The organism is Desulfovulcanus sp., from assembly GCF_982781345.1.
This window is the reverse complement of record NZ_CEYAEZ010000007.1, coordinates 22340-35939: the sequence shown is the minus strand read 5'-3', so window position 1 is coordinate 35939 and position 13600 is coordinate 22340. Positions and strand designations below refer to the sequence as shown.

The 13600-nt window shown below is 42.0% G+C and carries 8 protein-coding genes; 4 read left to right on the top strand and 4 right to left on the bottom strand.

Translation table 11 applies throughout. The features are described 5' to 3' along the window. Position 1 precedes the first annotated feature (1 nt). Together cobT and AC3WVG_RS02130 are read left to right on the top strand one after the other, a co-directional pair. Positions 2-1066, top strand: a complete 1065-nt coding sequence (gene cobT, locus AC3WVG_RS02135) for a nicotinate-nucleotide--dimethylbenzimidazole phosphoribosyltransferase (protein ID WP_488796533.1) — start codon at positions 2-4, stop codon at positions 1064-1066. 187 nt (positions 1067-1253) lie between these two features. Beyond that, positions 1254-3689: a sensor domain-containing protein gene (locus tag AC3WVG_RS02130; protein WP_488796532.1), complete on the top strand. Its 2436-nt coding sequence runs from the start codon at positions 1254-1256 to the stop codon at positions 3687-3689. A 284-nt stretch (positions 3690-3973) separates the two neighbouring features. Here the strand turns inward: AC3WVG_RS02130 and AC3WVG_RS02125 are convergent, their stop codons facing one another. Together AC3WVG_RS02125 and AC3WVG_RS02120 are read right to left on the bottom strand one after the other, a co-directional pair. Continuing rightward, positions 3974-6652, bottom strand: a complete 2679-nt coding sequence (locus AC3WVG_RS02125) for a cytochrome ubiquinol oxidase subunit I (RefSeq protein WP_488796531.1) — start codon at positions 6650-6652, stop codon at positions 3974-3976. Position 6653: 1 nt separating this feature from the next. Next, positions 6654-7613 (bottom strand): hypothetical protein, encoded by a 960-nt coding sequence (locus AC3WVG_RS02120; protein WP_488796530.1) that lies wholly within the window; start codon positions 7611-7613, stop codon positions 6654-6656. A 302-nt stretch (positions 7614-7915) separates the two neighbouring features. Here AC3WVG_RS02120 and AC3WVG_RS02115 point away from each other — a divergent pair, with 302 nt between their 5' ends. Then, complete coding sequence (locus AC3WVG_RS02115) at positions 7916-8284, top strand: PilZ domain-containing protein (protein ID WP_488796529.1); 369 nt, start codon at positions 7916-7918, stop codon at positions 8282-8284. 530 nt (positions 8285-8814) lie between these two features. Then, positions 8815-11451, top strand: a complete 2637-nt coding sequence (locus tag AC3WVG_RS02110) for a M16 family metallopeptidase (RefSeq protein ID WP_488796528.1) — start codon at positions 8815-8817, stop codon at positions 11449-11451. Between the two features lie 295 nt (positions 11452-11746). On the opposite strand, the gene AC3WVG_RS02105 is transcribed toward AC3WVG_RS02110, so the two are convergent. Beyond that, positions 11747-12070, bottom strand: a complete 324-nt coding sequence (locus AC3WVG_RS02105; protein WP_488796527.1) for an Hpt domain-containing protein — start codon at positions 12068-12070, stop codon at positions 11747-11749. Positions 12071-12667: 597 nt separating this feature from the next. Then, positions 12668-13339, bottom strand: coding sequence for an adenylate kinase (locus tag AC3WVG_RS02100; RefSeq protein WP_488796526.1), 672 nt, complete (start codon positions 13337-13339; stop codon positions 12668-12670). Positions 13340-13600 lie beyond the last annotated feature (261 nt).

Genomic DNA, 13600 nt, shown 5'->3' with positions numbered 1-13600 from the left:
CATGAAAATACTGGACCAGACCATGCAGGCAATAAAGCCTACAAACAAGGATTTATTTCCTTTGGCCTGGAAGCATCTGGATAACTTGACCAAACCTAAAGGAAGTTTGGGGCGGTTGGAAGAGCTTGCTGCCAGGTTGTTTGTTATTGCTGACGGGAATAGTCCCAAGGTAGATCCTCCCCGCATTTATACTTGTGCTGGCGACCACGGCGTGGTCAGAGCCGGGGTCAGTCTTTTCCCTCAGGAAGTAACCCGGCAGATGGTTATTAATTTTTTAAATGGCGGAGCGGCTATTAATGTTTTGGCCAGGACTTGTGGGGTGGATCTGAAAGTGGTTGATGTGGGGTCGGCAGGACCCGGTTACTCTGAACATGATAATTTCATCCAGAAAAAAATTGCCCAGGGAACAAGGGATTTGAGTGCAGGGCCAGCCATGAGAATAGAGGAGTGCGTCCAGGCCATTGAACTGGGCATAACACTTAGTGATCAGGCTAAAGCCGAAGGCATAAGGTGTCTTGGTACTGGCGAGATGGGCATTGGCAACACCACGCCTTCTACTGCCCTTTATTGTGCCTATCTTGGGCTTGATCCCTATGAGATTACCGGAGCAGGAACCGGGCTGGATGGAGAAGGGATTAGACACAAGGCCAAAGTTATTGCCAGAGGGCTCAAAGTTAACGAACAGGCTATAGCATCCGGAAACCCTTTAAGCATTTTGGCAGCTCTTGGTGGCTTGGAAATAGCCTGCCTGGCAGGTCTAATTTTGGGGGCAGCAAAAAATAAAATACCAGTAGTTGTGGATGGGTTTATCTCTACAGCAGCATTTGTAGCAGCGTGGAAAATGAATACCCATGTTCTTGATTATGTCTTTTTTTCTCATGTTTCAGCTGAAAAAGGCCACCAAAAAATTTTGCGGGCTTTACAAGCAAAACCTATTTTGGATTTGGATATGCGCTTGGGAGAAGGGACGGCTGCAGCTATGGCCATCTTTATTTTAAGATGTGCAACTAATATTTTTAACGATATGGCTACGTTTGAAGATGCTGGTGTGTCCAGAGAGATCTAGCCTATAGTTTAGCAAGCCAGTGAGCCCAATAATATAGCTTTCTTTAAAGTTAAAGTTCGAGCCATGTCAGATTTTTAGATAGTGTTATAGCTCAAGTAAATGTTTGACTATTTTAGTTGGTTACCTCTGATAATTTTTTACTAAAACTGCAAGATTTTATTTTTTGCATGGGTATCGTGGAGTGAAAATGGGTAAAGATTTTGACGCTAATTTTTTCGGAGTAGGTGTTTTTCTGAAGAGCATCTTGGATACCAGCCCATTGCCCATTTTTGTCAAAGATAAAGAAGGTTATTTGTTATTGGTCAACAGGGCTTATGCTCGGGTTTTTGGCCGACGACCAGATGAGTTAATTGGCCAAAATGATTATGACTTGATTGAGGACCCCCAAATGAGGGCTTTGGTCCAAAGAAGCGATACCCTGGCTTTGAGAGAGAACAAAGAGATAGTAGAAGAGGTTAATATAAAGGATAAGGAGGGCAAACTACGTTATTTTCAGACTGTTAAAAAGCCTTTAAGGATAGAAAATGGAATTTTTCTTTTGAGTATAGCCCAGGATATAACCGAGCTAAAAAAAGCCCATCTGGCATTGGAGAAGTCTGAAAAAAAACTGAGAGTAATCTTGGACAGTGTTTATGACGCCATTTTTATTCATGATGCTGAGGGAAGAATCCTGGACGTTAATGCCCGGATGCTTGAAATGTATGGAGTAGATAGGAAAGAGGCCTTGAAGTTGAGCATAGCTAAAGATTACTCAGCACCTGGAGCCAGTGAAGAAAAGTTGAAAAGAATGTGGCAGGAAGTCATAAAAGGCAAAAAAATGCTCTTTGAATGGCAGGCCAAAAGGCCTGGTGACGGGGTTGTTTTCCCGGTCGAGGTCTTTTTGCGCAGGATAGATATATCAGATCAGGACTGTATCCTGGCTACAGTGCGAGATATTTCAGAGCGCAAAAAAAATGAAGAGCAGCTCCGTTTAGCAGCCAAGGTTTTTGAGAGTAAAAGCGAAGGGATTGTCATAACTGATGCCGAGGGCACAATTCTTCATGTCAATGATGCCTTTTGCCAAATAACAGGATATACAAGGGATGAGGTAATTGGAAAGAATCCGAGGATTATGAAGTCAGATCGGCACGACGAAGAGTTTTATAAGCAGATGTGGCAGGATATTTTGACCAAGGGCTTTTGGCAGGGAGAGGTATGGGATCGCAGAAAGGATGGGGAAATCTATCCTAAATGGTTATCTATCTCTGCAGTTAAGGATGATCAGGGCAACTTGACCCACTTTGTGGCTATCTTTTCCGACCTTACTGCCATTAAGCAATCAGAAGAAAAGTTGGAGCTTTTGGCTCATTATGATTTTTTGACAGGGCTGCCTAACCGGCTTCTTTTTAATGATCGTTTACGCCAAGCTATTCTTCGTGCAAGGAGGAATCAGGCTAGATTCGGGCTCATTTATTTGGATCTGGATGGATTTAAGCTGATCAATGATTCCCTGGGGCATATTATTGGCGACCAGATGTTAAAAATTGTTGGGCAACGCTTAAAAAAAATAATCAGAGAGACAGATACAATCGCCAGGCTTGGCGGTGACGAGTTTGGCTTGATTATAACTGACATAAGAGAGCCATCCATTTTAGCCTCTATCGCCCAAAAGATTAAAGAAGCTATTTCTGAGCCTTTCTGTATTCGTGGCTATGAACTGTTTATAACTGTCAGCATCGGGATTACTATATACCCAGATGATGGACGAGATGAAGTGACTTTGATGCAAAACGCTGATTCCGCCATGTATCAGGCCAAGGCCGAGGGCAAAAACAACTATAACTTTTTTTCTTCTAAGCTACATAAAAAGGTACAAAGAAGGCTTTCCATACAAAATGAACTACAGCATGCCTTGAAGAAAAATCAGTTTGTTCTTTTTTACCAACCCAAGGTTGAGATTAAAACCAGAAAAATTGTTGGTGCAGAGGCCTTGATTCGTTGGCAACATCCCATACAAGGACTTGTCTCGCCTGATGAATTTATTCCAGTGGCCGAAGAGACTGGCCTCATTTATGAAATTGGTCAGTGGGTTATTAATGATGTCTGTTCTACGCTGAAAAGGTGGCAGGCTAGGGGACAAAATGATTTTCATGTGGCTGTGAATTTATCTGCGCAACATTTTTGGTTTGGCGATATTACCAGAGAAGTGCACGAAGCAGTGAAACGAGAAGGCATTTCGCCTAAATTTTTGGAGTTAGAACTTACTGAATCAATGATTATGCGTGACGTGAAAAAAAGTGTCCAAATTTTGAATCAGCTCAAAGCGATTGGTTTTAAGATTGCTGTCGACGATTTTGGCACGGGATACTCGTCCCTGGCTTATTTAAAGCGCTTTCCTCTTGACTTGTTAAAGATAGATCGCAGTTTCATCGAAGAGTTTACTAGCAGCGAAGATGCTCAGGTCATTGTAAAAACCATCATTTTTTTAGGCCATAGCTTGGGACTTAAGGTTATAGCCGAAGGGGTGGAAACAGAGGAACAATTACGTATGCTAGAAGAGTTCGGATGTGACCAGGTTCAGGGCTACCTCTTCAGCCCTCCTATCCCTGCAGAGGAGTTTGAAGCAAAATTTCTCTCAGTGTGACTTTTGATGTTCTTTTGGTTCTTGATGCCTGCAGAAAAATAATTTTACACCTAAATTGTGCGATTTTTTTGCAGTTTAAAGTTTGAGATTGCTTAGCTTCACTTTGCTTAAGCTCGCAATGACAGGAGCGAGATTGTCATTGCGAGGGCAGCGAAGCTGCCCGTGGCAATCTCACTCATTGAGTGTGAATGTCGCTTAACGTAAAAAGAATCCCCTGTAATCCCGCCTTGTCGGGATTACAGGGGAAAGGTTATGCTTACCTAGAGTACAGGTAAGAGACGAACTTACTTGCCGGTACTTATTAACTGCATATTTCTAAAGTTTCTAAGCATGTTTTCATGATGGGCTTCGTCTTCCATATCTTCCATATCAATGGTGTGGCAGAGTTTGCAATTCTTGTTGGCCCCGATGGGTAGATTAGTGCCCTGATACTGGAGAGGCGGAATATTATCTCGGTTTCGGCCAAAGACATTTTGGGCCGGATAGTTGGCGTGGGTAGACCCGTGACATGATTCACACATAAGACCAACCTGGTCGGTGCGAAGACGGTATAATTCTTTTGCATCCTTGGTCCAGGTATTAAATCCAGAAACATTTTTGCTGGCTGGTTTTTGAAAGTCTTGATGGCAATTCAGGCAATCCGGTTCATTGAGCCAGGGAAGCCTGGGGTTAATCTCTTCCACAGTAGCTACTTTGCGTGGTTTTAAGTAACGCATCAGCTTATCCACTTTTTTCCCCTGTTTTTGTTCATGCAAAAGCAAACTCAAGGCGTGGTCTTCCAGGTAGCCGTGACAACTGGTGCAATCTAGGCCTACCTGTTTATGCACTCCGCGCAAACACTGGGTGGGTCCAGTCGGGGATGAAGGATGGCAGTTAAAACATGCTTCTGTTCCCCGGTCTGTTAAATAATTAGCGTGCCAACCGTGAATGGCTGCCGGGAAGTTGGGAATGCCTGGTTTACCCTTGGTGCCCAGGACTGGATCGGGGTGGCAGCTTTGACAAAGCATTGGTTGACCCTTTTTGGCCTTTTCGAACAGGTTAGTTTTATTGATTCGGTCATGCACTTTTAAGATATCGAGCGCGGTTTCTGCAGTAAACCCAGCTACCCCGGCTACCCGCCACTTACCGCCATGGCAATTTTTACAGCCCATTTCTGTGGAGGTTGGAGCGACTATCCGTGTTGTGGCCAGGACTTCTCCTGTTTTTTTGTCGACTGCCTCTATAGTAAATAGTGGATAGGGGTTAAAAGAACCATCGTCAGGATAAGGAACAACTGGTACCAAGTCAGCTACAAAAGCCCCTAAATCTTCCTCCAACTTCATGGTTCCGCTTAACCCGTTCCCTGAGACTCCAATATTAGGGGGTAATTCTTTGCCCAAAAGAGACTTGGAGAATTCCCAAAAGCGAACATGTTTGGATGGGTTTTCAAAACCTGCTTGTACTTGATAGCGCAACTCAACTCCCTCAGTAACTATCTCTGGTAGCTCTCCTCTGCGGATGAGCTGGGCATAGAGGTCATTGGCTGGCGGTAGAAGTATCCAATAAGGGTCACTATCAGAAATACAGTGCATACCTAAGTTGTTCCAGGCCAGAAGCACATATTCATCTTTTTCCTGATCATAAGGAGGGATCTCATAGGGTAATTCTTTTGGTTTTTGAGCAAGCTGCTTATCTTCGCCGCCATGCAACCCCTCGACGATATATTTGGCCAGGGCCCAGCGTTCTTTAGGTGTACCAAAAAATAGGGGCATATAATTATTTATTTTGCCCAAGCCATTTAGCTGCGAGTCCATGCCAAAGACAGAGTTAAATTTTTTGGTCAGGGGCAGTATATCGTTTAATGGCCCTCCGATGGAATGACAGGATGCGCATAAGAGCTGAAATATTTTCTGTCCAACTACCAATTCATTTTCCGGGGTAATTTGTTTGTATTTTATCCATTTGGCTGTTTTGATGAGTCCTTTTTTATTTATTTCCTCGGCGTTAGCTTTCAGAATGGAGTTGGAGTAAAGGACGTCATAGATGACAAATGGCCGCCGTGCGCCTTCCCTGATGAATTCAAAAGACCCCATGTACATAAGACCAATGAGTAAAAGGGCCAAAGAGACAACTCTCTGTACTGATCCAGGTAACTTGATGGCCAGAAAGAGAGCTACCAGGAAAACAATTGGGGTGAGATAGAGAAACCAGTTTAAATAACGGGCGAGTTCGGGAGAGACGTTGAGAACAATCTCTCGGGGAGCATCAGGAATGGAGTTAAAATACCAGTATGCGCAGACAAGCATGAGTAAAAATGGTATGGGGAGCCATTTGACACAATAGCGAACCATTTTTTGTCGGGCAGTGCTGTCTTTTAAAAAAGTAGCCGTGACCAGCCCGAATAAGGAAGCCAGGATAAAGGCGATAAAGGTTCGGAAAAATAGAGAGGGCCAGAACAGGGGGTTGAAAAATCCGTCCCAGAAATTGTGGGTGTGTAGCCAGTTACCCGGAGCGAGCATGAAATCAATGACTCCGTTGATGACAAAAAGAGAGAGCCAGGCAAAAGCAAAGTAGAGCCAGCCAATAAGTAGATGTTTTTCTTTGTCAAGACGGTTAAAGGTGTAGAAATAGATGAACAGGGCTACGATTTCAGCCAGAAAAAAGACCCATTCAGTGGCCCAAGCGAAGACAAAATTGTGGATGAGAATGGAGGTGCCTGCTGGGCTTAAAAGAGAGATGATGAACCAAATGCCCACACCGGTGACACCACCCGCAACCATAGTCAAAAGGAGAAAAAATTTGGCGTGTTTTTTGGTGTATTCCAGCATGGCGGAAGAGTTTTCTGCATAGGCTTTTCTTTCGGTTAAAACCAGGAAAAGTCCGCCTCCAACTGCAAAGTGGGCAATATAGACATGGATAACGGATATCAATGCAATCAAAAAACCGCCGCCTAAAGTAGTCAGCTCCCACACAGGATAGTTCATCTTAGACCTCCTTTTTGGTCTGTCTGGCTATTTTTAGCATGTATACAATTATTACTAGGCCAAGACTTAAGGCAATCAAGAAAACTATTAACGGAGAGTATTGGAAAGTTACCTTGAGAGCGTTCATGCTAAAATATGGTTTTAAATAAGAGGTGCGTACAAAACTGCGTATAAGGACCATAAGAGTGATGGTTAGCAGGGTGCTGACTATTGCGGGCAGGATTTTTCTTTTAAATCCAAAGGTCAGAGTGAGAATAGCTGCGCCAAGTGCTAGGAAGAAAATTCCGGTATAAAGGGTGGAACCGCCCATAAATTTAAGCATGATGTGTTGCGGAAGGCTAAGTAAAAACCAGAACCCTATTAAAATTTGGGCTATGGTAGCATAAGTAAACCACTGCAGGCCTTGATTTATGTTTTGTTTTGCTTGAGGATGGTCTTTTTTTCGGCTCCAGATAAAGGCTACAAATAGTCCCCCTACGGCAATGGAAGCTGTGACAAAGTGAAGATAGCGGGGCCAGAGAGTGGGTTCGGTAAGGTTTAGGATTGTTCCCGAAGGGTTATGGAAATAGGTTGTCCATCTGGCTGGTACAAGCATCAAAGTCATGTTATTGGTAAATAAAAAAGCGATAATTAAGGCTAGAATGACGGTGATAGCAATAAAAAATATTTTTGTCCCTTTAAGTACATCAAATTTGAAGTCATAGATATAGGCGCTGTAATAAAGAAGGATGAGCAAACCAACAATACTTAGCCAGTAAATAGCCATAAGAACTGAACTAACATAGATGAAATGGCCGTAAAGGACCTGGAGAAAGAGAAAGGGAGCTACACCAAAGTTGATGGTCAGGGCAATGGCATAAGGGAGCTTCAGGGAAATATCTTTGGCAAGGGGAGGCGTTTTTTGGGCATCTTTTATGCTGTTCACTAAAGCGATGATCCCGGAACCAAGCATAACGTTCATGAATACTAGATGGATGATGAAAGTTGGTAAGGAAAAAATAGAACCACCCCCAGGGAACCTGGATGGGGTCAGGAATGGGGATAAGTCCGCTAATGTCCATAAATTACTCCTTTGGCTGGGTTAAAATGTTTTATTTGGATGGAAGTTTTTTTTCATTTGATATGAAAATGGTTATGCAAAGTAATCAAGGAGGGAAGCCTTGTTGTTTATGGGTTTATGTGCTTGCAAAAGGGAATTTAATTAACTTATAAGGAAAATCTCGATTTGTTGTCAATGCTGGAAAAAAATTGGAGAAATTTGTTATGGCTGAGAAAAGAAGAAGATTAAGGGTTAAAGTAGAATTGCCGGTGTTTATTTTTCAAGGGGGGCAAAAATTTGAGCTTAAAACCAAGAATATTAGCCTTAAAGGCTTGTTAGCAACTGCAGAATCGGCCCTTGTTCCCAATGAAAAGTGTCGACTGAAAATTTTTTTGGGTTTAGACTCAGTTATCGAGATAGAGGGTAAAATTGTCAGATCTGATAAAAAAGAGTTGGCTGTTGATTTTATCAAAATGGATGAAACATCCTTTAATTATTTACATAATCTGGTGCGTTTTTATTCTGAGGATGCAGATAAAGTAGATGAGGAAATGCTTACGCCTGCCTTTGATTTGAAGGACTTGGAGGAATAGTATTTTTTTGGGGGATTTGGAGTGAATAAAGTTAAATAGTCTGTGGGTAAACCCTACTCAGAAGACAATTTTTCATAATTTTTTTCAACCCTGATTTCTTTCATGCTGGTGCAAATGCCTGGACCCATCTATATATAGCTTGCTTGCGGACAGAGCATAATGGGGTATTTTGGATACACGAGTTTTCTTTTAATTGTCGATAGTGTCGATAGTTATGGCAAATAGTCCCGGATAGTTAGCTTTGTCGCCCCGATGCTCTGTGTTTCCGCAAGCTTCGTCAAGATGGCTTACCCAGCCCTTTGCAATGCATTCAAGAAACCAGGATTTTCAATCTGGGAGTTAAAATGGGGTTTGGCCACAGTCTCTAAAAAAATAGTTTATAAAAGGACAAAATAAAGATAAAACAAGTTTACTTAAAGAGTAAAACAAAATTTATACGCTAACATGTTGTATGAATTGATAAATTTTATCTTTTAGTTCGTTTGGAACATTTTGGTAGCTTTAAATTTGATTTTGCGAGGGATTTAGCTGTGGTTAAAAAAATAATTTTTATGGGGTTATTATTTATGCTTTTAAATGCACAGTCACCTTTTGTCGTAGCAGCAGAGCAGGTAGTGGTTTTGCCAAATGGCCTTACCGTTTTGGTTGAAGAAGATCAGCGTTTTCCTCTGGTAGCCATTCGTTTATATGTCCGTGCCGGGTCAGCTTATGAGACAGAGGAGCAGGCTGGTATCAGTCACTTTTTAGAACATATGGTATTCAAAGGAACCAAAAAGAGAGGACCTGGTCAGGTCGCCAGGGAAGTGGAAAGTGTGGGCGGGTACATCAATGCGGCCACAAGTTTTGATTATACCGTGTACACGGTAGATCTTCCGGATAAATACTGGAAGTTGGGCCTGGATATTGTCCAGGACATGGTTTTTGGTTCTGTTTTTGATCCTAAAGAGCTAGCTCAGGAAAAAAATGTAGTTTTGGCTGAACTGCAAAGGGGGGAGGATAATCCTGGCCAGAAACTGTTTAAACTCATCCAGGCTAAGGTGTGGGCAGGTTTGCCTTATGCTCGGCCTATTATAGGTTATCCCCAAACAGTAAAGAATTTATCCGGGCAGGATTTGAAGAGTTATATTCGCAAGTTTTACCAGCCGAGATCCATGCTTCTGGTAGTTTGTGGCAATGTGCACAAAGATGAAGTGATTGCTCAGACCGAGAAGGTATTTGGGGGCTTAAATAACCAAGAAACTCTTGAATTGACCCAGGAATTCCGGGTGAAGCCTGTTCAGGAGACGCTAAATTTTTCTGAGCATATCCAGGTTGAGCATGGTCCGTGGAAAAAAGTGTATGTAAATATGGCCCTACCTATTCCAGGTCTTTCCTCTGCGGATGGACCAGCCTTGGAAGTTCTGGCTTATGTCTTGGGCGGGGACATGAGTTCTAAATTATACAGAAAGTTTAAGTACGAACTTCAGCTTGTGGATGACATTTCTTGTTCAGCCTTAATGCTGGAGCGGGCAGGCATGCTTTATTTTAACGTTATGCTCGATCCAGATAAAGTAGAGCAGTTTTGGGAGGAATTTATTCAGGAAATTTCTACTTTAAAACTTAAGGATTTGCCTCAGGACCTAATTGACCGGGCCAAGCTGAATTTGGAAGATGATCTTTTTCAATCTAAAGAAACCCTGTCCGGACTTGCTTCAAAACTGGGCTATTTTCAATTTTTTGAAGGCAGTGTCCAGGCCGAAGAAAAGTATTTATACCAGTTGCGACATGTAGACAAAAAAGAACTGAGAGATGTGTTGGATAAATACCTCAAGCCGGAAAGTTTTTATGCATCCTTGCTTCTGCCTGATTCGGTAAAACTGGATGGGGAGACTTTTGCCGGGTATTTAAAAAAGTGGCCTGGCAAAAATGAAGTGAAACAGGAAATTGCTGGTATTGAAGCTAGAGAAAGGGAAATTTTGGATTTGGGTCAAGGCCGAACCCTGGTTTTAATAAATGATCCGACCCTGCCTTATACCGCTGTTAGTATGGCCTGGCCTGGCGGAGACAGTTTGTTGGGAAGCAAAGAGCAGGGCTTGGCTGAGCTTACAGCCAAATGTCTGACTAGGGGTACTAAAAATATGACTGCGCCGATGATCCAGGACTTTCTCTCGGATAGGGCTGCTTATTTAAGCGCAAGCGCAGGGAGGGAGCAATTTGTCTTAACTGCCAAATTTCCTCTGCGTTTTAGCCATGACCTGTACAGGTTACTCGGAGATGTCATTTTAGAACCTGCGTTTGAAGCCGAAGAAGTAAGACGGGCCATTGATGATCAAGTAGCTGAAATTAAGGCGCAGGAAGATCAGCCCTTGGGATATGCTTTTAGGCACGTGTTTCCCTTTTTATTTTCCAAGGGGGCTTATAGCTACTTCCACTTGGGTAGAATTGAAGAGGTACAGAAAATTACAAAGGATGATGTAGCCAGATTTTGGGAAAAGCAAAAGAAAGCTCCTTTTGTTTTGGCCATATGTGGCCAGATCGATCAAAAAGCTTTAAATGACTTTGTCTTGCGCCTGAAACAAAGCCCCGTCTTGGAGGAGGAAAAAGAATCCGAGTTTAGTTGGTCTCAAGAAAGAAAAAGGAATCTTTTTTTAAGGGATAGAAATCAGACACATATTCTGCAGATCTTTCCAGTTCCAGGTTTAGAACACCCGGATAGCCCGGGATTGAATGTGCTCAAGAGGGTCCTGGCCGGGCAGGGAGGTCTATTGTTTAGGGAGTTAAGAGACAAGCAAGGCCTGGGTTATACAGTCACCGCAATTTTATGGCAGACCCCGCAGACCGGGTTTTTGGCATTTTACATTGGCACGTATCCAGAAAAGATAGACCAGGCCGAACAGGGGTTTCAAGATATTGTAAAAATGTTACAAAAGAAGGTCTTATCCGAAGAAGAAGTTAACAGGGCCAAAAATGTTTATGTAGGTGAATATATCCGCAATCATCAAAGCTTGGGCTCTCGTAGCCGAGAGGCTGCTTCTTTGTTGGTTAAAGGTTTGGATGTGGACTTTAACAAGAGATTGATAAAAGCAATCCAAAAAATAGAGCCAGAAGATCTTAAGAAGCTAGCCCGTAAATATCTGAGATTGGACAATGCCTATCTTTTGCGAGTACTGCCGCAAGATGGAAGTTAATGAGGATAAGAAGAAGGAGGATGAGAAGTTGAGAAGGTGAACTGTCTAGCTTCAAGCTATTCTAAACGAGTGCCTCCCCTGATGTTTCTTCAAAACAAGCAGGAATAGCTTCGAAGTGATCTAATTGGAGGAAGTATGCAGAAAGCATTTTTCCCAGAAACAAAGGAAAAAATCTGGTTGTAGAATTTTCCTGTTGATCGGACCCTTCTTGTACTCAAGCTTAACTCCTGGAGTTATAGTGTGTTGAGTGGCTAAATATTGATAGAAAATTGTCAACAACTAACTTTCGAGCTTTTTATTCGAAAAAGTCTGCTAATTTTTCTTTTAATTTTACAATAATATCTTTTAACCCATCCAGATTGGCTTGTTTTGTCTGGAGTTCGATGGTTCTGGCTAACTCGGCCTGTTCTTTTTGTCCGACATTAAGGAGTGCTCCCTTAAGAGTGTGGGCCGCTTTAGATAGACCAGCACTATCCCCATTAGCCAAAAATTCTTCTAATTCTTTTAAATTTTCCCGTACAGTGTCCTGAGCAATGGCAAAAAGTGCCTCTGCGTCAGTTAAATCCAGATCAAACTCATTCACGAGATAAGTGGTAATTTGTTCTTTTAAAGTGCTCATAACAATACCTTATTTGATTTTTTTAGCAATTAGTAGCGGGGTATTAGCCAAATGACCACTTCAAGATTTGTTGTTTTAGGGCGGAGTGTATAAAGTTAGCATTTTGGTTAACGTTTTATTATTAATAAAAAATACATAAATTCCTCAAAAAAATCAATATAATAGTAAAAAACGGTAAAACCTCCGCAGTTAGTAAAATGAGCGGGGAATAGGGGGAAGTGCTGTTGTTATGGGACCAGGGAATTTGCGCTATTTACCTGTTTTTAATAAACAAAATAAAAGTTGTCCACACGGCCTTTTGTCTAGAAGAATTTTAAACTCACGATTGCGTTACCAAGTCGGTGAAAAATGATGAACTGGCTAAGGTTGTTGAGCGATGGACAAGGAGACAATAGGTAAGTTGAAAATGAAGAAGATAATATTGAAATAGGTTAAACAAAGTCAGGAGTAAGATTTAATGATTTTTATTTAGAAAGTTTTGGAATCAAGATATTGAGCGCTTTTGGGGGATACGGTATTGGGTAAATTGTTTATAAAGTGGTGTTGAATAGAAAGTTTGAAAGGGGGCTTAAATTGCCCCCTTTCTAATTAATTTAACTAATCCAATTGAGCCAGCAATGTATTTTTGATATCTTCAATAGTGCCTTCACCGTTTAATTCAATATATTTGAACCCGGCTTTTGGAGCTAAATCTTTGTAAAAGTAAGCTGCTGCCAGGGTGCCTGTTTCTGTATCATAATAGATGTCGTGTCTTTTGTTGATTGCTGCCTCATCCTGGTCATCAGAACGAGTTTTCAATTCGCCGCCACAAACACGGCATTTATCTCCGTCAGGTTTAATGGCATCAATGTAGATGTTGTTGGGATGGTTGGGGTCATTTACACATAAACGTCGGCCCATGATTCTGTTTTTGGCTACCTCTCTGGGCAACAGAATTTCAATAACATAGTCCAGTTTCATTCCAGCCTCTTGCAGGGCCTCCCACAATTTTTGCGCTTGGACAATATTGCGGGGAAATCCGTCCAGCAGCCATCCATCTTGGCCTTTTTCCTTTAGCGTTTCCAGAACCATTGGGATAGTGATTTCATCAGGAACCAAGTCTCCCCGATCAATATACTCTTTGGCCTTTTTACCTAGTTCTGTGCCCTGACCAATGTGCTCTCTGAAAATTGCGCCGGATTCAATATGGGCCAGATTGTATTTCTTTTTAACCAAAGAGCCTTGTGTGCCCTTACCACTACCGTTTGGTCCAAAAATCAAAATATTCAATTGCCTGCCCTCCTTATGAAAAATTTCACAAACTATATCTCGGGCTTTGTTTTCTGTCAATGGTTGAGTCAGAATATTCACGGACATGTCAAACTTGGCTTTGAAGTAAGCAGTGAATAATGGGCGTGTTAGAATTAAATGAAAGAACAATGTCTTTAATATCAATATGTTATAGATGGCCATAATTTTGCCGTGCAGGATATTTGACTTGGCAATGCTCAAAGGTTCGGTTAATAAAGGAAGATATGATGTTTTTGAGTT

Bases quoted from the DNA above. Each gene is read 5' to 3' on its own strand.
- cobT (WP_488796533.1), top strand. From the start codon at position 2: ATGAAAATACTGGACCAGACCATGCAGGCAATAAAGCCTACAAACAAG.
- AC3WVG_RS02130 (WP_488796532.1), top strand. From the start codon at position 1,254: ATGGGTAAAGATTTTGACGCTAATTTTTTCGGAGTAGGTGTTTTTCTG.
- AC3WVG_RS02125 (WP_488796531.1), bottom strand. From the start codon at position 6,652: ATGAACTATCCTGTGTGGGAGCTGACTACTTTAGGCGGCGGTTTTTTG.
- AC3WVG_RS02120 (WP_488796530.1), bottom strand. From the start codon at position 7,613: ATGAACGTTATGCTTGGTTCCGGGATCATCGCTTTAGTGAACAGCATA.
- AC3WVG_RS02115 (WP_488796529.1), top strand. From the start codon at position 7,916: ATGGCTGAGAAAAGAAGAAGATTAAGGGTTAAAGTAGAATTGCCGGTG.
- AC3WVG_RS02105 (WP_488796527.1), bottom strand. From the start codon at position 12,070: ATGAGCACTTTAAAAGAACAAATTACCACTTATCTCGTGAATGAGTTT.